Raw genomic sequence first — 21312 nt, 5'->3', positions numbered from 1 at the left:
ACGTGGCCGAAGTAACGCTCGAGGAACTGGTCAAGGAGTTCGACGACGTGGTCGCGGTCGACGGCGTCTCGCTCGACATCCCGGACGAGAGTTTCACGGTCCTCGTCGGACCGTCGGGGTGTGGCAAGACGACGACGCTCCGACTCGTCGCGGGTCTCGAACGCGCTACCGACGGTATCGTCTCCATCGGGGGCGAGGTCGTCAACGACAAGCGCGCGTACGAGCGGGACATCGCGATGGTGTTCCAGAACTACGCGCTCTACCCGCACAAGACGGTCGAGGAGAACATGCGGTTCGGCCTCGAACAGCAGGGCACCGACGACGACGTTATCGAGGAACGAGTGGCCGACGCGGCGCAACTCCTCCAGATAGAGGAGTTGCTCGACCGCCGCCCCTCGGAACTCTCGGGGGGTCAGCAACAGCGGGTGGCGCTCGGCCGGGCAATCGTCCGGGACCCCGACGTGTTCCTGATGGACGAACCGCTCTCCAATCTGGACGCCAAGTTGCGCGTCCAGATGCGGGCGGAACTCAACAAACTCCACGACGAACTCGACACCACCACGGTGTACGTCACTCACGACCAGATAGAGGCGATGACGCTGGCCGACCAGATTGCAGTGATGGACGCCGGGAAGATTCAGCAGGTCGGCGAACCGACGTTCGTCTACGCCAACCCGCGGAACATGTTCGTCGCCGACTTCCTCGGCAGTCCCTCGATGAACTTCCTCGAAGGCGACCTTCGACGGAGCGACTCGGGGCTCGTCGTGGATCTCGGGGGTCTCGAACACGAGATACCGGAGACACACCGTTCGAAGGTCGAGCACCGGGTCGGCGAGTCGCTCGCGCTGGGAATCCGACCCGAGAACATCTCGGTCGCTCAGCGAGGCTACCCCGCGAGCGTCGAGGTCGTCGAACCGCAGGGCGAGAAGACCGTCCTCGAACTGACCGTCGGCGACGACCGCTCGCTGAACGCCTCGGTCGAACCCGACGTGGACGTGAGCGTCGGCGAGGAGATTCGCGTCGAGTTCGACCGGTCGAAGCTCCACTACTTCGACCCCGCGACCGGGGAGTCGCTGACCTTCTCCGAGCGGACCTCCGACGCGGCCGACCCGGTCGCGACCGAGCGATGAGGCCCCGTTCGCGGTCGGGGCGACTCGGACGCCGAGTTCGCTCGGCGGCGTCGCCGCTCCTCGGTCTCGCCGTCGCGCTGACCGCGGTCGCGGCCTACGGGTTCCTCCGAGGCGCGTACGCGACCGCGATGGCCGTCGGCGTGGCGGCCACGCTGACGAGCGTGTTCGTCCTGCTGACGCTCGACTAGCGACGGCGAGACCGCTCGCGACCGCAAGGATTGGGTTGCCGCGGCCCCTACGTCCCACCGATGGCCACCTACCAGCGAGCAGTCCGGGTGAACGCGCCGCTCGACGAGGTGTGGGAGTTCCACTCCCGAATCGACGGACTGGAGGCGCTCACGCCCGACTGGATGCACCTCCGAGTCGAGGGAATCCGCGGCCCGGACGGGAGCAAGCGCGGCGACGACGCGGTGCTCGAATCCGGCACGGCGGTCCGGATGTCGATGCGACCGTTCGGCGTCGGCCCGCGCCAGCGGTGGACCTCGCGCATCACGCGGCGCGAGGAGGGCGACGGGTCCGCGGTCTTCGCGGACGCGATGGAGGACGGCCCGTTCCCGGAGTGGCACCACACGCACTACTTCTACGCCGACGGCGACGACCGGACGCTCCTCCGCGACCGGGTCGAGTACCGACTCCCGGTGGTCGGCGACCTGCTCGGACCGCTCGGCTGGGTCGGCTTCGAACCGATGTTCCGGGACCGCCACCGCCGGACGAGGCGGATTCTGGAACGCCGGTAACGAGTCGCCGAGCGGACCCTCACGCGCCCAGCATCAGCGGCCCGAGCAACACCCCCATCAGGTGGACGCGCCGGGCACCGAACCGGGCGGGGACGAGACCGACGAGCGTAGCGACCCCGAAGACCGCGACGCCGACGCCGCCCGCGAACAGCCAACTCAGTCCGGCCAGCAGGCCGACGACGCCGACCGAGAGGCGCGACTGGTCGACAGCGCCGACCGCACGGAGGTAGCGGTCGCCCACGCCGAGGACGAGCAGGAAGCCCGCGACGCCCGCAATCGCGGCCGTGGAGAGCAGGAGCGGCAGGTTCACCGGCGCGTTCGCCTCTCGGAGCGCGACCATCACGCCGGTCCGAGGCGTGCCGAGCGCCGACAGCGCGAAGAGCGCGAATACGGTGTTCGCTGTGTTGACGCCGCTGGTCGCCACGACGAACCCGCGGGCGTCGGTCGAACCGGGGACCAGCGCGAGCGCAAGCACCGCGGCGACGGCCGACGAGACGCCCGGCAGGTAGCCGACGACCGCCCCGGCGAGACATCCGGCCGCCGCGGTCAGGCCGACCGTCCGCCGGGAGGCCGCTATCGTCGAGTCGTCCTGCTCGGGCACGCCGGACCCGGAGAGCGCCTCTATCAGGACCGGCGCGCCGAACAGTCCCGCGAACAGCGGCGTGAGCATCCCGCCCGCGTCGAGGGGCGCGGCCGGACTCAGGTCGAGGGTGGCGCGCCCGAGCGCTCCGCTTCCCGCGAACCCCGCCGCGCCGCCGCAGAACGCCCGAACCGACCCCTCCGTCAGTAAGAGGAACGCGACGACGACGCCGAGGACGACCGGGAGGTGAGCGCGCACGACCGGGTAGGCGACCGTCATGCCGCGCGTGACCGGAATCGCGAGCGGGACCGCGAACGCGACCGCGAGTCCGCTCCCGAGCGCCGATAGCCTGACCGCCTCTCGCCCTCGCCCCGCGATGACGAGTCGGTGAGCGGGCAGGGCGGACGCCGCCATCGCGGCGTCCGGCACGCCGAGCGCGAGCGCGGGTACGGCGTCGAGAAACGAGTGGACCACCCCGGCAGCGAGCACGGCCGCGCCGACGAGTCGCGGCGGACCGGGAACCGCGGGCGCGACCGACGCCAACAGGAGCGCGAGGTTGTTGACGTGCAGACCGGGGGTGAGTCCGCTCAGGGTCCCGAGCGCGACCCCGACGAAGACGAACGCGAGCGCCGCGGCCGACGGGCCGAGAGACAGGCCGATTCGGACGCCGAGCGCCTCCATCGAGGCAGTTTCGTCCCGGTCTCGGACTTAAACGTTCGTGCGCCTCGCGAGCGGTGGGGAGACGTTCCTGCGTCGCTGAAGTGACGAGAGAAACGACCCGTACGCCCGCCGAGGCGGACAGGAACACACTTGGGCCGGTAGTCCTAACGCCCCGACATGGCTACTTCGACTGCGAAGCGGCGGGTCAAGAACAACCCGCGTGCCGTGACCGCGGTCCTCTCGGTGCTGGGCTACGTCCTCGTCCTCGGGACGTTCGCGGGCGTCCTGCCCATCTATCCGGAACTCGAACGCGCGACCGTGGACCTGCTGAGTCACGCAATCGCGGTCGTGAACACCCTCGCGCTGACCACCATCGTCCTCGGCGTGCGGTGGATTCGCCGCGGCGAGGTTCGCAAACACCGGACCGCGATGCTGGCGGCGTTCACGCTCATCCTCCTGTTTCTCGTCCTCTACCTCACGAAGCTCGGGGGCGGCGGCGAGAAGCACATCGCGGCGAGCGGGGCGGTCTACTACGCCTACATCGTGATGCTCGCCATCCACATCGTCCTCTCGGCGGTGTCGGTTCCCGTGGTCGTCCACGCTGTCGTCCTCGGCCTCACTCACACACCGTCGGAGCTCCGGGACACCGCCCACGCGAGGGTCGGCCGCATCGCGGTCGCGGCGTGGGGACTGAGCCTCGCGCTCGGAATCGTGACCTACGTCCTGCTCAACCACGTCTACGGCGTCGAGCAGTACGTGATGTCGCTGGCACCGCTCGTCGTCGGACGCCGATGAGCGGAGACGCCGACGACTCGTCGGGTCCGGATTCGGACGATTCGTCGGGGTCGGACGACTCGCCCGGGTTCTCGCTCCGGGACCGAGTCGCCGACGCACTCGGAACCGACGTCGAGTCGGTCGCGGAACTCGACGGCGGCGAGGTCGGCCGAGTCGCCCGCGTCGCCCTCGCCGACGGCCGGACCGCGGCGGCCAAGACCGGCGAGACGCCCCTCGGCACGGAGGCGTTCATGCTCGAATTTCTGTCCGACCGCGGCCTGCCTGTCCCCGAGGTGTACCACCGCACCGACGCCCTGCTGGTCTTGGAGTACGTCGAGGGCGATAGCGAAGTCACTCCGGCCGGCGAGCGCGACGCCGCCCGTCACCTCGCGGCGCTCCACCGCGAGCGCCCGGAGGAGACCGCCGGACGGGAGGACGGCCCCGGGCGAAACTACGGCTTCCCGCGGGACACCCTGACCGGGCCGTACCGTCAGCCGAACCGGTGGACCGACTCGTGGGTCGCGTTCTTCCGGGACCGACGGCTCCGCCACTTCGCCCGGAAGGCCCGCGAGGCGGGCGTCCTCCCGTCGGACCTCAGCAATAGACTCGACGCGCTCGCCCGGGACCTCGACTCGTTGCTCCCCGACGACCCGCCGCCCGCCCTGCTCCACGGCGACGTGTGGGCGAACAACGTCCTCGCCGACGGCGGGCGGGTCCGGGCGTTCCTCGACCCGGCGTGTTACTTCGGCCACGCCGAGGTCGAACTCGCGTACGTCGCGTTCGCGGGGTCGTTCGGCGACGCCTTCTTCGAGGCGTACGACGCCGAGCGCGGTATCGACCCGGGATTCCGCGAGGGGCGGCGCGCGGTGTACCAGTTAGTTCCCCTGCTCGAACACCTGCTGTACTTCGGGGACGAGCGCTACGCCGCGGGAATCGACGGGCGACTGACCGGCCTCGGTTACTGACCGACCGCGGATACTGACCACCCGCTCACGCCAACCGCCCGACATAAGTCGCTCGGCGACGAGCAACCGCTCGTGACCGACGAGTGGACGTTCCGCACGACGACCGGAACCGCGACCGTCGCCGACGGCCGCCTCGAAATCTCGGGGTCGGCGCGGCGACTGGCGCGGGGGAAGTGGCGCGACGGCTGGACCACCAACGCCGCGGGTCGGCGCGCGCTGTTCGTCTTCTCGACGGTCAGTACCGCGTGGTTCGTCGTCCGCGGGGCCCGAAAGGTACCCGCAGTGCTGGCGGGGCGGGCCGACCTGCCGTCGCTGTTTCTGGTCGCCTGCATCGGCCTCATCGCCCTCGTCGTGGCGTACCGCGCGACGCGAACGAAGACGGCTCGACTGCGCGACGTCGCCGCGGCCCGACGCGTGGACGACGACCGCCTCAGCGTCGAGTTCGACGACGAGGCGCGCGATCCGCTCGAAATCGAGACGCCGACCGAGCGCGACGCCGACGAGGCGGCCGAAATCCTCCGGTTGCGGGGCGTCCCCGTCGAGGACGCGACGGACGCCGATACCTCCGAGTCGGTCGGGTTCCGGCGGCGACTGCTCGCGAAAGAGAAGTGAATTAGCCGGCGAACGGCGCGACTCCGAGTCGGCGACGTTACCAGCAGACGACGGTGCCGGTCGCACCGGCCTCGCCGCGCCGGACGACGCCCCGGTCGGTCACGCGGTAGGTGACGGAGTACGGCCGATGGACGTGGACGACCGTCGCGTTCTCGCCGCCGCGCTCGTCGTAATCGAGTTCGCCCTTCAAGGCGACCCGGTAGCCGCCGTCGACCGATTCGACGCCGGAGACGGTCGTGTGGTGGTTGAAGTACGTGTGTTCGTCCACGCGGACCGACTGGTAGCGCGAGGCGACGGTCTCGGCGACGTCGCGGGCCGTCGCCTCGGAGAGGGTCTCCGGTTTCGACACCGACGAGAGCGTCGCGTTCGCGTCGAGCGAGCAGGACGCTCGGGTGGTGGTTTCGGCCCCGGTGGTCGCGGTAGACGGGGCGGACGAGACGGACGAGGTTTCGAGGTCGGTCGTCGCGGTGTCGGCCGTCGCGGACGGCGAGCCGGTCGCTCCGGGCGCGGAGCCACCGCCGATACATCCCGCGAGGACGAGGAGGGCGCCGAGCGAGAGGGCGGCCAGCGGTCGTGAGTGCATAACTCGTGGTCCGGCCAGTGCCGGTAAATGTTTTCTGACTGAACCTCGGCGAACCGAGACGGTCCGAAACCCGGTCAGTCCGTCCGGGGAATCGCGTAGGTCCCGGCCGCGAAGAAGACCAGCGTGAGGGCCGCGAGGACCGCGAGGTCGAACTCCCACCCGCCGAGCGGCGACGCGCCGAGCGGTTCGACGCCGGTCTCGGGCGGCACGTAGGTCAGGTCCCGGACCCCGCGGGCGAAGTAGGTCAGCGGCGAGAGGTTCGTCGCGGGCCGGAACCACGCCGGGAGCAGGTCGGGCGTGACGAACGTGTCCGAGAGGAAGAGTAGAGGGAGCGCGATGGTGTTGCTCGCGGCGATGACGCCGTCTTGGGAGTCGGCGAGTCCGCCCAGCACCGCGCCGAGACCACAGAACAGCGCCACCGCGAACGCGAGGAACACCGCGACCAGCGCGAGGGTCGTCGGGCCGAGCGCCAGCGACGCGGTGCCCGTCACCAGCGCCATGAGTCCGAGGATGAGCAGGCCGGCGATGCCGATGATGGCGACGTTGACCAGCGTGTGGGCGAGCAACCACTCGGCGCGCGACAGCGGCGTCGTCTCCAACTTCTCGAACCGGTTGCCCTCGCGGTGGCGCGCGACCTCCGAACCGACCCGCGAGAGCGGCGTGAACAGGACGACGACCGCGAGATACCCCGGCAGGTAGTAGCCCGGCGGTTCGGCGAACAGGCCGCCGCCGCCCGGGTTCGTCTGGACCAGCACCGCGAAGATGAGGATGAGGATGACCGGGAAGAAGAACGTGAAGAAGACGGCGGTCCGCCGCCGGGTGAACGACCGCCACGCCGCGCTGGCCTCCGCGCGGACCCGACCGGTCGCCGTCATCGCTCGCCCCCCGCGAGCGCGGCCTCGCCGTCGCCGTCCGCCTCGCCGGTCCGGCCGAGCGAGACGCCCTCGCCGCCCGCGACCGACCGTCCGGTCAGTCGGAGGAAGGCGTCTTCGAGGTCGGGTTCCGTCCACGTCAGCGACTCGTAGGCGACGCCGCCCTCGTTCAGCGCCGCGACGACTTCGGCGATGTCCTCGGGTCGGACGCCGGTCACGACGAGTCGGCCCTCGGACGCCTCGACCTCGAAGTCGGTGCCCGCGAGCGCGTCGGCCGCCCCGGCGAGTCCGGTCGCGTCGGCGGCCCCGTCGTCGATTCCCGAGTCGGTCTCGGTCTCGACCACGATTCTCGTCCGGCCGCCGTACTCGGCCACGAGGTCCGAGGGCGCACCGACCGCCGCGAGTTCGCCGTCGGCGAGCAGACCGACCCGGTCGGCGAGGCGCTCGGCCTCCTCCATCGAGTGGGTCGTCAGGAAGACCGTGGTGCCGCGGTCCGCGAGGTCCTCCACGAGCGTCCAGAGCGCGCGCCGCCCCGCCGGGTCGATGCCCGTGGTCGGTTCGTCCAGAAAGAGGAGGTCCGGGTCGTTGACCAGCGCCGTCCCGACGCAGGTCCGGCGCTGCTGGCCGCCCGAGAGGTTCTCGTACCACGTGTCGTCCTCGGCGTCGAGACCGACCTCCGCGAGCACGGTGTCGGGGTCGCGCGCCTCGTCGTACAGGCCGGCGTAGTACGCGACCAGTTCGCGGGCGGTCAGCCGTTCGGGCGGGTCGAACGCCTGCGGGAGGAGGCCGAGGCGCTGGCGGTCGGCCGACGCGGGGTCGGTCCCGAACGTCGATACCGACCCCGAGTCGGGTTCCGTGGTTCCGGTCAGCGCCCGGACCAGCGTGGTCTTGCCCGCGCCGTTCGGGCCGATGAGTCCGAACACCTCGCCCTCGCCGACCGACAGCGAGACGCCGTCGAGCGCCGTGGTGTCGCCGTAGGACTTCCGCAGGTCCTCGGCGACCAGTGGCTCGGTCATGTCGGGCACTTGCGCCGGTCCGGCCCTAAGCCCGTCGGTTCCGACGCCAGCAACTATTTGTGTCGGAGGTCGGATAGAACCGGTATGACCGACGGAGCCGACGAGTTCAGAACCCGAGTCGAGACCAAGGTCGCCGCGGAGTTCGGTGCCGAACGCGACGCCGAACGAGTCGCCGAGGCCGCGGTCCGCGTCCGGGAGGCGGGCGTCGAGTGGAGTCCGACGTTCATCGCCGAGCGCATGGCCGACGCGCCGAAGGACGCCTCCGTCTCCGAGAAGTGGAACTGGTTGCTCGGCTACGTCGGCGGTCCGGCGGACGCCGAGGAGTACCGACTCGGCGAGTGAAGACGAGGGTGCGAGAACGTCACTCGTCGAGCAGTTCGTCCTTCCGGTGTTGAAACTCCTCCTCGTCGATGAGTCCTCGCGACTTGGCGTCGCCGAGGCGCGCCAGTCGCTCACGGAGACTCTGCGACTCGTCCGACGAGGCGTCGTCCGCGCCCGAGTCCGGAGTTTCGGCGGTGTGGCGGTAGCTCACGTACTCGGCGGCCTCCGCCACGTCCCCGGCGTCGAACTCCGGGGAGACCCAGAGGTAGTATCTCGACCCCGAGACCGCGAGGTCGATGCGGTGGCGCCGCTGGCCGCTCCGGTGGCGAACGCCCGCGATTTCCCCGTAGGGGAGACTCAGCGACCTGTCCTCGTCGCCGACGCCCAGACGGACGTAGACCCGCCGGTTCGTAATCAGGTAGACCCCGCCGCGTTCGGGCGTGACCGTCGAATCGGGGTCGCCGAACCCGACGCCGCCCTCGCCGCACTCGAAGCAGAACTTCGGGCGTTCGGCCTCGGCGAGGACCGCGACGAGCGTCTCCGTGAGGTCGGCGACGGCGTCCGCGGTGCCCGCCAGTCGCTCGGCCGTGACCGACCGGTGGTCGGCGCGTTCCGCGAGCATCGACGCGTATCGTCTGGCGTCGTCGCCGGGGGTCGGCATGGGTGTCAGACGAACGTCTGACGCGAACCGGATTATAATTTCCTCAAATTATCGCGAAAGATAACCGGGCACGCCTACCGGACGCGAAAAGCGACTGCGGTCGAGTCTCACCGGAAGCGACTGCGGCCGACGCTCACCGGAAGCGACCGAACGTCGGCCGCCAGCGGAGCAACACGACGGTCGCGGCGAACGCGAGGGTGCCGAGCGTGTACGACCACTCGCTGGCCGCGGCCGCGACCGCGGTGCCCGACCCCGCGAGTCCGGCCGCGAGCGTGGCGACGACCGGCCACGTGCAACTGACACAGGAGACGAGTCCGAGCAGGCCCGACACCGCCGACCCCGCGGTTTCGAGGACCGTGTCGTAGACGAGGTACGCCAGCGTCAGGTAGCCCACGAGTTTGTACGGGAACAGCGATATCTTGACCGCGGTTCCGGTGTACAGCAGCGCCGGACCCCACCCGGGCGGGAGCCACGCGACCCGCCACCCGAGCGCGTGGTGTCCGCCGGGCGCGAGCAGGCCGCCGACGTACGCCAGCAACAGGAAGTAACCCACCGCTATCGTCGCGCCGATGTAGCGCGACCGGGGCGAATCGGCCGACGGCGTCGTCCGGACCAGCGCCCACACGCTGAGGTTGAGCCACACGTACGGGAAGACGAGATACCGCCACTCGGTCACGGTCACGTCCGCGAGCAGGAGGTACGCGAACGTCAGGATGAGTTCGGTGTTGAGAACGAGACCCGCCCACAGCAGGGTATCGCGGTCCGGCCGGAGTCGGTCCAGCGAGACGTCGATGGTGCGTGTCATGGGTCAGAACGCGAGCGCGTCGGCGACGACAGCGAGCAGGAGCGCGCCCAGATAGGCGTTCGAGGCGTGGAACGACCGGAAGGCCGCCGCCTCGGTCCGTTCGCGGTGGAGTCGGACGACCGCCCAGAGGAAGACGCCCCCGAACGCAACGCTCGTCCCGGCGTAGAGCCAGCCGAGCGTCGTGACCGCCGAGAGCAGGCCCGCCGAGAGCAGGGTCGCGCCGAGGTACAGCAGGATGTGCTTGCGGGTCGCGGCCTCGCCCCGGACCACGGGCATCATCGGGAACCCGCCGCGGGCGTAGTCGTCCTTGTACGCCAGCGCGAGGTTGTAGAAATGAGCGGGGGTCCAGAGGAAGATGACGCCGCCCAGCACGAGCGCGGGTAGGCCGACTTCGCCGGTGACCGCGGCCCCGCCGATGAGCGCGGGGAGCGCTCCGGCGAACCCGCCGATGACCGTGTTCTGGACCGTGTTCGGCTTGAGCAATAGCGTGTAGACCACGCTGTAGAACAGGATGGCGAACATCCCGAGCACGGCGGCCAGCACGTTCACCGACAGGAACGCGACGAGCGAGAGCGCGGCAAGCGCGAATCCGAAGGCGACGGCGTTGCGAACCGGAATCTGGTCGGTCGCCGCGGGCCTGTCGGCGGTCCGGTTCATCTTCCGGTCCACGTCGCGCTCGAAGACGTGGTTGAACGTCCCCGACGCGCCGATGGAGAGGACGCCGCCGACGAGAGTGGCGACCACGGTTTCGACCTGCAGGGCCGGTCCCGCCGCAAGCGCCATCGCGGCAGAGGCGACCAGACAGAGCAACCACATCAGCCGCGGTTTCATCAGGCGGAAGTAGGCGAACCCGGTCCGCTTCGCGCGGGCGAGTACGCCGTCGGGGGTCGCTCGACTCCCCGGCGTCGGGGCCTGTTCCCCGGCGTCGGGCATCTCCTCGGGGTCTTCGACGCCGGTCGGTTCGTCGAACGTCTCGGGTTCGAGCGTCCACGCCAGCGCGAGGACGATGCTGCCGAAGATGGCCATGCCGACGACGAGGTGGACCGCCGACAGCAGCGCCGGGGTGGCGGTGGTCGCGGCGAACGCGCCGAGACCTACCTGCGTCGGGTAGAGCAGCGCGGCGGCGGCGAGCGCACCGCGAACGCGGCGGTCGGTGTCGGCCCGCCACGCGAGGACCGTCGTCGCCGCCAGGGCGAGTCCCACGCCGAGCGCGGCGACTCGGTGGCCCCACGCGACGGCGAGTTTCGGCCGGTCGAGCGGGACGAGCCACCGTCCGTTGCACGCGGGCCACGTCGGACAGGCGGCCGCGGCGTCGGTCAGCGCCGTGGTCGCACCGACGACCACCAGCAAGTAGACGCCTATCGCGGTGCCAGCGAGCATCGAGACGAACCGCCGAGACGTGTATTCTGTCACGCGAATCTCCTATCGAACATCGGTACTCGTCGTATTTAGAAGAACCGAATCGAGCGGGACAGGGGCGGCGAACCCCGCGTCCGACGGGGAAAGTCAGTAGGTATTTATGAGTCTCGTCCTAATTCCGGAACAGCATGAGTTCCAAGCGGACAGCGTTCGCAACGCTACTGGGGGTCGCGGCGCTCGCCCTGTTCGCCGACCCGGTGCTGGCGCAGGGATACGACTCTACGACCGAAGCGCTGATTCAGTCGTTGAACACGCAACTGCTGTACATGGCGATCCCCATCACGGTGCTGGTCGAGGGCATCCTCATCTACACCGTGTGGAAGTACCGGAAGAACGACGAGCCCAAACCCACCAAGGAGAACCGCCGCCTCGAAATCTCGTGGACCATCGCCACCGCGCTGGTCCTGCTGGTCGTCGGCTACGCCTCCTACGGCGTGATGGCCAACGGCTACGTCTCGAACGCCAGCGGCGAGTACCAACCGAGCCAGCAGGCCGTCGAAGTCGAAGTCGTCGGCCAGAAGTACCTCTGGAAATTCAACTACGAGGGCGAGAACGTCTCGACTACCGGCACGCTCGTCATACCGAAGGGCCAGAACGTGTTCCTCAACGTCACGTCGACCGACTGGCTCCACGCCTTCCACGTGCCCGAACTCGGGTTGAAGCAGGACGCCATCCCAGGCACGCACAACACCATCAAGACGAAGCCCACCGAGACCGGGACCTACCAGCTCTACTGTGCGGAGTACTGCGGTGTCGGCCACTCGAAGATGCTCGGCGAGGTCAAAGTCGTCTCCCAGCAGGAGTATCAGAACTGGCTCGACGAGCAACGGGGCAACAGTTCGAGCTAACGCGTTCCGCTTTTTCCTATTTTCCGACTCTCCTTCGAACGTAGCGGCGTCGCCTCGAGTCGGCCGACGAGCACGTAGACGTCGCACGCGGGCCTCCATTTCGAGATTGTAGCGGTGCCTCGTGATGCTTCCTCCTCCCTTCAGAACTCGACTCCGACCGCTCACGACGGGCGGGAAGTCGGTCTCCAACGGTGGCCGCGACACCGAACTTTCCGACCCAGACCGCCGGTCTCTCGATTGCGGCGAGTTCCGGTCCGAGAAGTTCACCGCGTTTCGGCGGTTTCCCGTCCCGTTCTCGCGGACAGTAGGGTGTCCCGCAGGTCTGGTGTACGCGAGACGGCCGCGGTTCGGAACGTAACACGAGGGTGAGATACGGTAGACGAACCACGGTACGACTTCGCAGAGAGGCGTCCGTGAATACTCACCGCCGGGACTCGCGTCGCTCCGCGAATCCTCGCCGTATCACAGCGACGCGGGGAGAACGTCGAGTTCTCGCCGGTTCAGTTCGCGACTGGTAGGAAGACACCACGTCAATTCGGGTCGCGCTCGGAAGACGAACGTCCGGAAGACGCCCGCCGGATGGACGGAACCGAGGCAACCCTCCTCTCTCGAACGACCGATGACGCCGACACGGGGCGGCGACAGTGGTCGTCGAGCGGACCCACCGATAGACGTTCGTCTACGCGGGCTACAGTGACGGGGAACGAACGAGTGAAAAGCGGACCGCTTACAGCGAGACTTCCGAGCCGACGTACAGCACGACGACGAGGAATATCCAGACCGCGTCCACGAAGTGCCAGTACATCGAGACCGTCGTGACCGACGTGTGGCGGTCGGCGGTGTACTGCCCGTAGAGCGCGCGGATGAACACGATGCCGATGAGGACCGCGCCCATCGAGACGTGCAGGCCGTGCAGGCCGGTCAGGCCGTAGAACGCGGAGGCGAAGATGCCCGAGGTGAGGGTGAAGTGCTCGTGCTGGATGAACTCGTAGTACTCCAGCACCTGCCCGCCGATGAACACGATGCCGAGCAGGAGGGTCGCGGCCAGTCCGACGAGGAAGTTCCGGCGATTACCCTTCCGGAGTTCGACGTGGCCCCAGTGGAGCGTGATACTCGACAGCACCAGCAGGGCGGTGTTGACGAGCACGAGCGACCCCAGCAGTTCCGGGAACCCTTCGGTGGACCACGTGCCCACGCGGATGAAGAAGTAGTAGACGAACCCGGCGCTGAAGGTGGCTATCTCGGACCCGAGGAACAGTATCATGCCCCACCTGAGCCCGGTGTTTCCGTGGCCGCCGCCCGACCAGAACGCCTTGACGAAGGCGTGGTAAACCCATCCGTACAGGCCCGCGAGGAACAGACCGACCGCCCCGACGAACACGAGCGGACCGTAGAGGGGGTCGACTATCGGTTGCTGTCCTTGGGCGAGCAGGAACAGTGCAGCACCGACGTAGATGCCTGCACCGCCGAGCGCGGTGACGAAGGGCCACCAACTCGCCTCGCCGAAGCCGCGAGGCCAGTCCTCGACGGCCGGGAGGTGATGGCCGTGCTCTTCTGCTGAATCGTCCGCTACTGTCATACCGTAGCGTTGCGGGTCGAATAGTAAAAAGGCACCTGAACGAGTCCGCGAATCGATTCGACCTCCAGACGGGAGTGGCGGTCACCCCGGGTCCGTCGTTCGACTTCTAGGTCTGAACTTTCGTGGTCTTCCGTCGCTCGATTCGTGTCTCCGAATTCCCGTCGTCTCGCTACCGCTCGACTTCCGGGTCGTTCACCACTTGCTCGCGCTGACGCCGGAGTTTCGCCGGCGTCTCGGCGTAGACGTGTTCGAAGATGGCGTCCGCGTCGAGTCCGGTGCGGTCCTCGACGTTGGACACCGCCTCCGCGACGCGCCGGTCGGCCCACTCCCGGAGTTCCTCCTCGTCGGTCGCCGACCAGTCGTGGGCGTCCGCCAGATACTCGCGAGTTCGCTCCACCGGGTCCTTCCGTCGCCACTCCTCGACCTCCTCGTCGTCCCGGTACTTCGACGGGTCGTCGGTGGTCGTGTGGGCACCCTGTCGGTACGTGACCGCCTCAATGAGGCGCGGTCCCTCGCCCGCCTTCGCGGCGTCGAGCGCGTCCTCCACCGCGGCGTAGACCGCCAGCACGTCGTTGCCGTCCACGCGGACGCCCTCGAAGCCGTAGGCTTGCGCCTTCTGGGCGATGGTCGCGGAGGCGGTCTGGCGCTCGCGCGGGACCGAGATGGCCCACTGGTTGTTCTGACAGAAGAAGACGGTGGGCGCGTCGAAGACGCCCGCGAAGTTCATCCCCTCGTGGAAGTCGCCCTCGCTGGTCGCGCCGTCGCCGAAACTGACCAGCGTCGCGCAGTCGTCGCCTCGGTAGTCGGCCGCCATGCCCGTCCCGACGGCGTGGGGAAGTTGGGTCGCGATGGGAATGGTCGGCGGGAAGGTCCGGAGAGTAGCGGGGTCCTCGCGGTCCACGTAGTTGCCTTCGCCGAGCAGGTAGACCAGCACGTCTTCGAGGTCGAGTCCCCGGGTGAGGTACATCGCGTGGTCGCGATACGTCGGGAAGCAGTAGTCCGCCTCCGCGAGCGCGTACGCCGCGCCGACCTGCGCGGCCTCTTGACCCTGAAGCGGCGCGTAGGTTCCGATGCGGCCCTGTCGGTGGAGTCTGACGGCTTTCTCGTCGAACGTCCGGGCGAGTACCTGCAGTCGGTAGAGGTCGATTACCGCCGACTCCGAGAGGTCGGGGTCGGTGCCTTCGTCGACGGTGCCGTCCAGATCGACGACGCGAGTCACGTCGGGAGCCTGTATTGCCATATCATCCATCACCGACTTCCATGAAGAAGTGGAGTCCCAGCGTTATAAAGTATTGTTGGGCCGCCAAAATGTCTAACGTCGAGCGATGTCTTTAAAAGCAACGTTGAGGTTCTTTCGCGTTACTGCTCCGAAATCGCCCGCGAAGTGAAGAATCATCGGAATTTTCGATTCGAAAAACTTACGCTACGACGAACTGCATGCGAAGGTATGGCACAGTGGATCGGTGAGACGTTCATCAGCGACGTCGGGTGGAACCACTTGGAGACGCTCGTAGACATCGGCGACCGGATGGCCGGGAGCGAGGGCGAACGCGAAGCGGCCGAGCGAACGCGCGACGCACTCGCCGAGGCGGGCGCTCGGGACGCCCGACTCGAAGCGTTCGACGTGCAGGGTTGGACCCGCGGCGACAGCGAGATTCGCGCGGGCGACACTGCACAGGAGTCCATCGCGCTCCCGCGGAGTCCCGACGCGAGCGCGACGGGCGAACTCGTCGATTTGGGGTACGGCCTGCCCGAGGACTTCGAGGAGACCGACGTCGAGGGGAAGGTCGTGATGGTCGCGTCGAACGTCCCCGACTACTACGACCGGTTCATCCACCGGCGCGAGAAGTACTACTACGCCGTCGAGGGCGGCGCCGCCGCGTTCGTCTTCCGGAACCACGTCGAGGGCTGTCTACCGCCGACGGGCAGCGTCGGGACCGGCGAAGACCCCATCGGCGACGTTCCCGCGGTCGGCGTCTCGAAGGAGGTCGGCTCTCGGCTCTCACGACGCTGGGAGGGCGAGGAGGTCGAGGTGGCCGTCGAGGCGGACATCCACGAGGCGACCAGCCAGAACGTCCACGCCGAACTCGGACCGGACACCGACGAGGAGGTCCTCGTGACGAGTCACGTGGACGCCCACGACATCGCGGAGGGCGCGATGGACAACGGTGCCGGCACGGCGATGGTCGTCGAGATGGCGAAGGCGCTCGCGGCGCGCGAGGACGAACTCGACACGAGGGTCCACTTCGTCGCGTACGGGGCCGAGGAGGTCGGTCTCGTGGGGTCGGAGGTAGACGCCGAGAGCCGCGACCTCGACTCCATCGAGGCCATCGTGAACAACGACGGCGTCGTCCGCGGGCGGACGCTCTCGTTCTTCACCCACGGGTTCGACGCGCTCGAGGCCGCCGCGGAGGAGGTGGGCGACGACCTCGGCCACCCCGTGAATACCGTCCCCGAACAGGGACCCCACAGCGACCACTGGCCGTACGTGAAGTGGGGCGTGCCGGGCTACCACGTCATGAGCGAGACCGGCGACGAGGGCCGCGGATGGGGCCACACCTACGCCGACACCCTCGACAAGTTGGAGGTCCGGGACCTCCGCGAGCAGGCGGTCCTGCTGACCGAACTGACCGTCCGCCTCGCGAGCGACGACTTCGAAGTGGCGCGCAAGGACCCCGAGGAAATCGCCGCGGCGCTGGAGGACGAAGACCAAGCCGAGGGCATGAAGATAATCGGCGACTGGCCGTACGGCGAGTAGGTCGGGAGCGCCCGTTCGCACGACTGCCGGACCGACCCCGGCCGACGACGTACTGCCCGCCGCGTATCTCGCCCTGCTAACGCTCTCGGGGCCGTCGGACGGGTCCGCCATCCGCCGCACGCGGCGCCGTCGCGGACTCCGTACCCTTTTCAGGGACGGCGACCAAGTGGCGCCCAATGGGTAGTCCGAACGACGAGGCGGTCGGGACCGCGACGCTCGGAATCGTGGGCGACGGCGCGCTCGCCGACGAGATACGCGATTCGGTCGAGGCCGACGCGAACGCCGTCGGCGGCCCGGCGAGTGAGGCCGTCGCGGCCGACCGCGAAGCGGTCATCGCGGTCGGCGAGACCGCTCTGCTCGAAACAGTCCGAGAGGGCGTCGAGGTGCCGGTTCTCCCGGTCGACGCCGGACCGGGTTACGGCGGCGTGGACGCCGACGCCGCCGCTACGGCGGTCGAGTCTCTCCTCGCCGACGAGTTCGAGACGGTTACGCGGTCGGTCCTCTCGGTCGCGGTCGGCGGCGAACGCGTCGGCCCCGCGATGGCGGACGTGATGCTCGTGACGGCCGAACCCGCGCGCATCTCCGAGTACGCGGTCCGGTCGCGCGGCGAACTGGTCTCGCGGTTCCGCGCCGACGGCGTCGTCGTCTCGACGCCGACCGGAAGCCACGGCTACGGCCGGAGCGCGGGCGGGCCGATTCTCGAACCCGGCACCGGCGTCGTCGGCGTTGTTCCGGTCGCGCCGTTCGCGGTCGACGTCGACAACTGGGTCGTGTCGGCCGAGCGCCCGGTCGAGTTGACCGTCGAGCGCGACGAAGGCGAGGTGTCGCTGTCGCTCGACGACCGGCAGGTTCGCGCGGTCCCGCCCCACACCACGGTCGAAGTCGCGGAGGACGGCGCGGTCGAACTGGTCCGGGTCGCCGAGAGCCGACCGTTCTTCGAGCGGTAGTGGCGGCAATGGAAAGGATATAATACGTCGGCTTTCCGAATATCCAGTATGGAACCGCTGTCACTGCTCGGACCGATTGACACGCTCTTCGCGGACATCGTCGAGTACGTGGTGTTCGCTCTCGTGTTGGTCAACATGGGCACTCGCTGGTGGGCCTACAGGGACTACCGCAAGCAGGCCCGAAGCGACGACCACGACGAGGAACTGAGTCGCAACTGGCTCCACGAGGTGTCGAACGTCGCCCTGGTCCTCGGGGCGTTCTACCTGCTGAGTCTCCACCACCACGCCGGGATGGTCCTCTCGATACTCGTCATCGGCCTCTTCATCACCGACTTCTTCGAGTTCGAGGCCCGTGAAGTCGAACTCCGGAACGACGAGCGACTGTCGAGTCCCAAGGGCGCGCTGACGGCCTCGTTCGTCGTGTTCCTCTACGCGGGCTACCTCAGCCTGTTCTTCCTCATCAAGCCGTACTGGAGTTCCATCATCTAACTCCGGTCGCTTCGTTACTTTTCCTCGCTCTCTGCCCGACCAGCCGACCGCTCGGACCGCTCTTTTCGGTTGGCGAGGGCGTCCTCCGAAGGGTCGCGACAAACGAGGTACAGCCGACGGTACTCGGAAAACACACGGTTCTGTCGGTCATAGGTCTGCCTGCCTTCTGGCGGATTCACAGCACTCTCGGAGAATCCGGCGTCTACTGCTCAGTCGAACTGTTCGCGCGCCACACGCGCTCCGCGCGGACGGGGACCGCCTCGACCGCGGCAGGTCGCCCACAGCGACACAGGTCCGACCCAGAGCGGTCAGTCACTCCTCGTCGCTGTGCGAACCGGCTCGGTGGTCAGGCGGGGCGTCGAGCGGTCAGGCCCGGACGCACTGACTCGATTGGGGGGTCACTGGTCCGACGGTGGCGCGCTGAGATGCCGTCGAGCAACGCCCACTCACGAGACGAACGAGAGACACGGACCGCTCCGGAGCCATCGGCTAGCGAAACGAAGAAACGAGAGATACGGACCGCGCGATTCTACGACGATGCTTCCCGAAGCTCTTCGAGCGCCGGGAGGACGACCCAGAACGTCACTACTCCGAGGACGGTGAACCAGAACATTACCTCCCGGAGCATGATGGCGAACTGTCCGTAGGTGTCGAGGTTGCCGGGAATCTTACCGAGGAGTTGCGTGTCTTCGAACCCCGGCGTCGTGTACCAACCCGACAGCACCATCCAGACGAGACCGCCGCCCGTCAGGATACCGAATCCCTTAGCGAATTCGTCAGCCATTGTTTGATGGTTCGTCGGAGCCGTCTTTAGGTTTTCCCATTCCCTCGGCGCGGAACCGGGTCGCGAAGGCGTAGACGACCCCGCCCGCCGCTATCATCGCCACGCCGAGCAGCGCGAGCGGCAGGTTCATCTCCGACGGCGAGAGCCGCGCCCGTCGCGTCGCGGTGTCGAGGACGATGAACCCACCCACGACGAACGCCACCGCGAACATGGTCGAGAACACGATGACGACCTTGTAGAGCCCGATGGGTACCTCGACTTCGCGGTCGGGAGACTCCCCCTCGACGTCGGCGTTGTCCGTACTCGAATTCATAAGGAAAATCCTGCGGCGTCACTTCGGCGGCCGGAGCCGGTAGTACCGCCGGTTGAGGTCGAACATGTACCCCTCGCGCATCGACTTCAGCACCGCGTAGGTGATGGTGCCTGCGATAATCGGCAGCAGGAACGCGAGGTCGAACAGCAAGTGGGAGTTGATGGGGACGAGGTTCTTGATGGACACTGCACTGATGGTCCACGCGAACACGAACCCGGCCATCCCGACGGCGGCCCAGAACGGCTGCTCGACGGGGCGGCGCGCGCTCCCCTTGTTCAGGAACGGAACCATGGCGATGAACCCGACCACCACGACGTTGGCGATGACGCCGTAGGCGCGGTCGGACAGCAACTTCTCGCCGCCGAGGATCGCCAGTTCGGGGTTGAGCGGGCCCAGCTTCAGCAGTCCGAACGACCAGTAGAGGTACCAGTCCGGCAGGATGACCGCCGGTGTCGAACTCGGGTCGGCCGGCGCCCCGAGGTGGGGCGGGAGCGTCGCGGACAGGAAGAGGATCATCCCGACGAAGAAACTCGTCAACGAGAGGTTCCGGATCATCTCGTGGGGCCACACCGGGAACGCCAGCACGTCACGCTCGACGTAACTGGACTCCTGTCGAAGGTCCTGGTCCTCGCGGCGCGCACGCTCGAAGTACTCGTAGGTCAGTCGGGAGAGCCCCTGTGTGCGCTCCTTGCGCTCGCTCCACGTCGGGGTCTCGTCGTCGGGCGGGACAATGCCGGTGCCGCCGCCGTCCGTCTGTGCTTCTCCGCTTCCGTCGGTTTTTGCTTGTTCGTCTGACATGGTTTAGTGGGGTTCTGCGATGCCCTGAATCCACACGATGGCGATGTGGACCGCGACGAGGGTCGTGACTACGAACGGGAGCAGGAACACGTGCATGATGTACATGCGCTGGAGCGTCGCCGCTCCGGGACTGAACCCGCCGAACACCAGCTGTGCGACCCACTCGCCGATGAGCGGTATCGAGAGGCTCATCTCGACGCCGATCTGGCTGGCCCAGAACGCCAACTGGTCCCAGGTGAGGAGGTATCCGGAGTAACCGAACACCATAGTCAGGCTGATGAGGATGATGCCCAGCAGCCAGTTGAGTTCACGAGGCTCCTTGTACGCGCCGGTGAAGTACACCCGGATCATGTGCAGGAACACTGCCGCGACCATCACCTGCGCCGCCCACCGGTGGATAGACCGGAGCATGAATCCGAAGTTCAACTCGGTCATGATGAACGACAACTGGTTGTAGGCCAACGACGCGTCACCTGACGCCGATACGGTCCCCGGTGCGTAGTAGAATCCGAGTAACGCGCCACTCAGCGCGGCTACACCGTACGCGATGGTCGAGAAGCTACCGAGCGCGTACAGCGGGTACCAGTACCAGAACTTGTTGTCCAAGTTGTACTGCTCGGTGTGGCTCTTGGGCATCTGCATGTTGACCCTGTAGTAGAGGGTCTCAAGAATCTCGAGGTAGTCGACGATCCGGAACCGCTGGTCCATCCAGATGAGTGCGGTCAGGAACGTCGTCTCTACCGGCGTGAGATCCTTCTCCTTCATCCACTCGCCGTGGTCGTGTTCGTCTTTCCGTTCTAAGCTCATTCGTTATTCCTCCGGTCGCGGGAGCGCCACGAACGATTTCTCCACGATGTTGAACGGGTCGTACACCGACTGGTGGCACTGACAGTAGATCTTGTCCTGTGCGTTGGCCACCGCGGACCCTGCCAGACCCTTGAACGACGGCACGCAACAAAAGTGCGTGCATTTGTTCAAGTTCGCAATGAATCCTTCCTGGGTGCTGGCCTTCAGCCACTCGTTGTCCTTGGCCATCTCTTCGACCCGCGTGCTACGGATGACCTGAATCGGCATCGTGCCGCTCGGCGGGATGTCCTGCGAGCGCCACGTCCCTTGTGCGGGTTTGCCGAGACCGTCTCGTCCGATGCCGTTGCCCCACGTCTCGTAGTCGCTGAAGTCGTCGACGTGAATCTTGTTGCCTTCGCTGACCTCCTCGTTCTGCCACTCGAACTTCGAGTTGCCGGAGTATCGGAAGTAGTTGTCCTGGTCGGCGTCGGGTTGGACGCCGGGGTACGTCTGGACGCCGCAGTACTGGAACCACTCGGCGGAGTACGTCACTCCGCCCAGTTCCATCTCTGCGACTTTCACTTCTCGCCCCTGCTGTTTAACCGTCTTCACGTCGGGCCAGACGCCCTTCAGGTAGCCCTCCGAGTCTATCTCGACCGGAATCTGGGGCATCCCGCGCGGCGCAGGACCGGCGGTGTTCTCCATCGCCATGAACTTCGTGATGCCACCGCCGGCGCCGGTCGGCGACGTCGTGGAGTTGATACCCGCCGCGGCGGCCGTGCCGACGCCCGCGAGGGACGCGCTGCCGACCACGCCTTTCACGAAGCGGCGACGACCTGTGCTCTCGGGATACTTATCGTCTTCTCCTGCCATAG

At 67.6% G+C, this 21312-nt stretch carries 25 protein-coding genes; 11 read left to right on the top strand and 14 right to left on the bottom strand.

Annotated elements, in window-relative coordinates:
* The first annotated feature begins 2 nt into the window (after positions 1-2).
* Genes M0R89_RS13105 through M0R89_RS13095 form a run of 3 tightly spaced genes read left to right on the top strand, consistent with a single transcriptional unit; the run spans position 3 to position 1867 of the window.
* Positions 3-1130, top strand: coding sequence for an ABC transporter ATP-binding protein (locus tag M0R89_RS13105; RefSeq protein WP_248649534.1), 1128 nt, complete (start codon positions 3-5; stop codon positions 1128-1130).
* Positions 1127-1318 carry a hypothetical protein gene (locus M0R89_RS13100; RefSeq protein WP_248649533.1) on the top strand — a complete coding sequence of 64 codons (192 nt, stop codon included), beginning with the start codon at positions 1127-1129 and terminating at the stop codon, positions 1316-1318. The genes M0R89_RS13105 and M0R89_RS13100 overlap by 4 nt, the downstream gene beginning before the upstream one ends.
* A 60-nt stretch (positions 1319-1378) precedes the next feature.
* Complete coding sequence (locus M0R89_RS13095) at positions 1379-1867, top strand: SRPBCC family protein (RefSeq protein WP_248649532.1); 489 nt, start codon at positions 1379-1381, stop codon at positions 1865-1867.
* A 19-nt stretch (positions 1868-1886) separates the two neighbouring features.
* On the opposite strand, the gene M0R89_RS13090 is transcribed toward M0R89_RS13095, so the two are convergent.
* On the bottom strand, positions 1887-3128 hold the full coding sequence (locus M0R89_RS13090; protein ID WP_248649531.1) for a tripartite tricarboxylate transporter permease: 1242 nt from the start codon (positions 3126-3128) through the stop codon (positions 1887-1889).
* A 156-nt stretch (positions 3129-3284) separates the two neighbouring features.
* Here M0R89_RS13090 and M0R89_RS13085 point away from each other — a divergent pair, with 156 nt between their 5' ends.
* The 3 genes from M0R89_RS13085 (at position 3285) to M0R89_RS13075 (ending at position 5458) form a co-directional block, all read left to right on the top strand.
* Positions 3285-3902, top strand: a complete 618-nt coding sequence (locus tag M0R89_RS13085) for a DUF420 domain-containing protein (protein ID WP_248649530.1) — start codon at positions 3285-3287, stop codon at positions 3900-3902.
* Positions 3899-4846, top strand: coding sequence for a fructosamine kinase family protein (locus tag M0R89_RS13080; RefSeq protein ID WP_248649529.1), 948 nt, complete (start codon positions 3899-3901; stop codon positions 4844-4846). The genes M0R89_RS13085 and M0R89_RS13080 overlap by 4 nt, the downstream gene beginning before the upstream one ends.
* Before the next feature lie 72 nt (positions 4847-4918).
* Entirely contained in the window at positions 4919-5458 is a 540-nt protein-coding gene (locus M0R89_RS13075; RefSeq protein WP_248649528.1) for a hypothetical protein, read from the top strand.
* A gap of 37 nt (positions 5459-5495) precedes the next feature.
* Here the strand turns inward: M0R89_RS13075 and M0R89_RS13070 are convergent, their stop codons facing one another.
* The 3 genes from M0R89_RS13070 to M0R89_RS13060 form a co-directional block, all read right to left on the bottom strand.
* Positions 5496-6041, bottom strand: a complete 546-nt coding sequence (locus M0R89_RS13070; RefSeq protein WP_248649527.1) for a hypothetical protein — start codon at positions 6039-6041, stop codon at positions 5496-5498.
* Between the two features lie 74 nt (positions 6042-6115).
* Positions 6116-6916: an ABC transporter permease gene (locus M0R89_RS13065; protein WP_248649526.1), complete on the bottom strand. Its 801-nt coding sequence runs from the start codon at positions 6914-6916 to the stop codon at positions 6116-6118.
* Positions 6913-7929 (bottom strand): ABC transporter ATP-binding protein, encoded by a 1017-nt coding sequence (locus tag M0R89_RS13060; RefSeq protein ID WP_248649525.1) that lies wholly within the window; start codon positions 7927-7929, stop codon positions 6913-6915. Before M0R89_RS13060 ends, M0R89_RS13065 begins: the two co-directional genes overlap by 4 nt.
* A gap of 84 nt (positions 7930-8013) precedes the next feature.
* Between M0R89_RS13060 and M0R89_RS13055 the strand changes: the two genes are divergently transcribed.
* Positions 8014-8271 carry a WNWW family protein gene (locus tag M0R89_RS13055; protein ID WP_248649524.1) on the top strand — a complete coding sequence of 86 codons (258 nt, stop codon included), beginning with the start codon at positions 8014-8016 and terminating at the stop codon, positions 8269-8271.
* A gap of 19 nt (positions 8272-8290) precedes the next feature.
* On the opposite strand, the gene M0R89_RS13050 is transcribed toward M0R89_RS13055, so the two are convergent.
* From M0R89_RS13050 to M0R89_RS13040, 3 genes are all read right to left on the bottom strand, one after another.
* Complete coding sequence (locus M0R89_RS13050) at positions 8291-8911, bottom strand: SHOCT domain-containing protein (RefSeq protein ID WP_248649523.1); 621 nt, start codon at positions 8909-8911, stop codon at positions 8291-8293.
* Positions 8912-9044: 133 nt separating this feature from the next.
* Complete coding sequence (locus M0R89_RS13045; RefSeq protein WP_248649522.1) at positions 9045-9716, bottom strand: DUF7546 family protein; 672 nt, start codon at positions 9714-9716, stop codon at positions 9045-9047.
* Between the two features lie 3 nt (positions 9717-9719).
* Entirely contained in the window at positions 9720-11096 is a 1377-nt protein-coding gene (locus tag M0R89_RS13040; RefSeq protein WP_248652272.1) for a heme o synthase, read from the bottom strand.
* A gap of 167 nt (positions 11097-11263) precedes the next feature.
* Here M0R89_RS13040 and coxB point away from each other — a divergent pair, with 167 nt between their 5' ends.
* On the top strand, positions 11264-11983 hold the full coding sequence (coxB, locus tag M0R89_RS13035) for a cytochrome c oxidase subunit II (RefSeq protein ID WP_248649521.1): 720 nt from the start codon (positions 11264-11266) through the stop codon (positions 11981-11983).
* A gap of 727 nt (positions 11984-12710) precedes the next feature.
* Here coxB and M0R89_RS13030 read toward each other — a convergent pair.
* Positions 12711-13562: a cytochrome c oxidase subunit 3 gene (locus M0R89_RS13030; protein ID WP_248649520.1), complete on the bottom strand. Its 852-nt coding sequence runs from the start codon at positions 13560-13562 to the stop codon at positions 12711-12713.
* A 169-nt stretch (positions 13563-13731) separates the two neighbouring features.
* Positions 13732-14811 carry a pyruvate dehydrogenase (acetyl-transferring) E1 component subunit alpha gene (gene pdhA, locus M0R89_RS13025; protein WP_248649519.1) on the bottom strand — a complete coding sequence of 360 codons (1080 nt, stop codon included), beginning with the start codon at positions 14809-14811 and terminating at the stop codon, positions 13732-13734.
* Between the two features lie 198 nt (positions 14812-15009).
* On the opposite strand from pdhA, the gene M0R89_RS13020 reads away from it, so the two are divergent.
* The 3 genes from M0R89_RS13020 to M0R89_RS13010 all read left to right on the top strand — a co-directional run bounded on the left by M0R89_RS13020 (position 15010) and on the right by M0R89_RS13010 (position 17756).
* A complete protein-coding gene (locus M0R89_RS13020; RefSeq protein WP_248649518.1) occupies positions 15010-16320 on the top strand; it encodes a M28 family peptidase in 1311 nt (436 codons plus the stop codon).
* A gap of 176 nt (positions 16321-16496) precedes the next feature.
* Positions 16497-17267 (top strand): NAD(+)/NADH kinase, encoded by a 771-nt coding sequence (locus tag M0R89_RS13015; protein ID WP_248649517.1) that lies wholly within the window; start codon positions 16497-16499, stop codon positions 17265-17267.
* Positions 17268-17315: 48 nt separating this feature from the next.
* Positions 17316-17756, top strand: coding sequence for a DUF7313 family protein (locus M0R89_RS13010; protein WP_248649516.1), 441 nt, complete (start codon positions 17316-17318; stop codon positions 17754-17756).
* 529 nt (positions 17757-18285) lie between these two features.
* On the opposite strand, the gene M0R89_RS13005 is transcribed toward M0R89_RS13010, so the two are convergent.
* Genes M0R89_RS13005 through M0R89_RS12985 form a run of 5 tightly spaced genes read right to left on the bottom strand, consistent with a single transcriptional unit; the run spans position 18286 to position 21310 of the window.
* On the bottom strand, positions 18286-18540 hold the full coding sequence (locus M0R89_RS13005; RefSeq protein ID WP_248649515.1) for a DUF7314 family protein: 255 nt from the start codon (positions 18538-18540) through the stop codon (positions 18286-18288).
* Positions 18533-18853 (bottom strand): DUF7315 family membrane protein, encoded by a 321-nt coding sequence (locus tag M0R89_RS13000; protein WP_248649514.1) that lies wholly within the window; start codon positions 18851-18853, stop codon positions 18533-18535. The genes M0R89_RS13005 and M0R89_RS13000 overlap by 8 nt, the downstream gene beginning before the upstream one ends.
* Before the next feature lie 18 nt (positions 18854-18871).
* Entirely contained in the window at positions 18872-19651 is a 780-nt protein-coding gene (locus M0R89_RS12995; RefSeq protein WP_248649513.1) for a cytochrome b family protein, read from the bottom strand.
* 3 nt (positions 19652-19654) lie between these two features.
* The gene (locus M0R89_RS12990) at positions 19655-20458 is read right to left on the bottom strand and encodes a cytochrome b (protein ID WP_248649512.1); all 804 of its coding nucleotides are present in this window, start codon (positions 20456-20458) and stop codon (positions 19655-19657) included.
* A 3-nt stretch (positions 20459-20461) separates the two neighbouring features.
* Positions 20462-21310, bottom strand: coding sequence for a ubiquinol-cytochrome c reductase iron-sulfur subunit (locus tag M0R89_RS12985; protein ID WP_248649511.1), 849 nt, complete (start codon positions 21308-21310; stop codon positions 20462-20464).
* Positions 21311-21312: the final 2 nt, after the last annotated feature.

The sequence above is a fragment of the Halorussus limi genome, assembly GCF_023238205.1.
Lineage (GTDB): Archaea > Halobacteriota > Halobacteria > Halobacteriales > Haladaptataceae > Halorussus > Halorussus limi.
The sequence above is the reverse complement of the archived record's forward strand: the minus strand, read 5'-3'. Positions and strand labels throughout refer to the sequence as shown.

Coding starts and splice junctions, on each gene's coding strand:
- M0R89_RS13100 (WP_248649533.1), top strand. CDS start 1,127: ATGAGGCCCCGTTCGCGGTCGGGGCGACTCGGACGCCGAGTTCGCTCG.
- M0R89_RS13095 (WP_248649532.1), top strand. CDS start 1,379: ATGGCCACCTACCAGCGAGCAGTCCGGGTGAACGCGCCGCTCGACGAG.
- M0R89_RS13090 (WP_248649531.1), bottom strand. CDS start 3,128: ATGGAGGCGCTCGGCGTCCGAATCGGCCTGTCTCTCGGCCCGTCGGCC.
- M0R89_RS13085 (WP_248649530.1), top strand. CDS start 3,285: ATGGCTACTTCGACTGCGAAGCGGCGGGTCAAGAACAACCCGCGTGCC.
- M0R89_RS13080 (WP_248649529.1), top strand. CDS start 3,899: ATGAGCGGAGACGCCGACGACTCGTCGGGTCCGGATTCGGACGATTCG.
- M0R89_RS13070 (WP_248649527.1), bottom strand. CDS start 6,041: ATGCACTCACGACCGCTGGCCGCCCTCTCGCTCGGCGCCCTCCTCGTC.
- M0R89_RS13065 (WP_248649526.1), bottom strand. CDS start 6,916: ATGACGGCGACCGGTCGGGTCCGCGCGGAGGCCAGCGCGGCGTGGCGG.
- M0R89_RS13060 (WP_248649525.1), bottom strand. CDS start 7,929: ATGACCGAGCCACTGGTCGCCGAGGACCTGCGGAAGTCCTACGGCGAC.
- M0R89_RS13055 (WP_248649524.1), top strand. CDS start 8,014: ATGACCGACGGAGCCGACGAGTTCAGAACCCGAGTCGAGACCAAGGTC.
- M0R89_RS13050 (WP_248649523.1), bottom strand. CDS start 8,911: ATGCCGACCCCCGGCGACGACGCCAGACGATACGCGTCGATGCTCGCG.
- M0R89_RS13045 (WP_248649522.1), bottom strand. CDS start 9,716: ATGACACGCACCATCGACGTCTCGCTGGACCGACTCCGGCCGGACCGC.
- M0R89_RS13040 (WP_248652272.1), bottom strand. CDS start 11,096: ATGCTCGCTGGCACCGCGATAGGCGTCTACTTGCTGGTGGTCGTCGGT.
- coxB (WP_248649521.1), top strand. CDS start 11,264: ATGAGTTCCAAGCGGACAGCGTTCGCAACGCTACTGGGGGTCGCGGCG.
- M0R89_RS13030 (WP_248649520.1), bottom strand. CDS start 13,562: ATGACAGTAGCGGACGATTCAGCAGAAGAGCACGGCCATCACCTCCCG.
- pdhA (WP_248649519.1), bottom strand. CDS start 14,811: ATGGATGATATGGCAATACAGGCTCCCGACGTGACTCGCGTCGTCGAT.
- M0R89_RS13020 (WP_248649518.1), top strand. CDS start 15,010: ATGGCACAGTGGATCGGTGAGACGTTCATCAGCGACGTCGGGTGGAAC.
- M0R89_RS13015 (WP_248649517.1), top strand. CDS start 16,497: ATGGGTAGTCCGAACGACGAGGCGGTCGGGACCGCGACGCTCGGAATC.
- M0R89_RS13010 (WP_248649516.1), top strand. CDS start 17,316: ATGGAACCGCTGTCACTGCTCGGACCGATTGACACGCTCTTCGCGGAC.
- M0R89_RS13005 (WP_248649515.1), bottom strand. CDS start 18,540: ATGGCTGACGAATTCGCTAAGGGATTCGGTATCCTGACGGGCGGCGGT.
- M0R89_RS13000 (WP_248649514.1), bottom strand. CDS start 18,853: ATGAATTCGAGTACGGACAACGCCGACGTCGAGGGGGAGTCTCCCGAC.
- M0R89_RS12995 (WP_248649513.1), bottom strand. CDS start 19,651: ATGTCAGACGAACAAGCAAAAACCGACGGAAGCGGAGAAGCACAGACG.
- M0R89_RS12990 (WP_248649512.1), bottom strand. CDS start 20,458: ATGAGCTTAGAACGGAAAGACGAACACGACCACGGCGAGTGGATGAAG.
- M0R89_RS12985 (WP_248649511.1), bottom strand. CDS start 21,310: ATGGCAGGAGAAGACGATAAGTATCCCGAGAGCACAGGTCGTCGCCGC.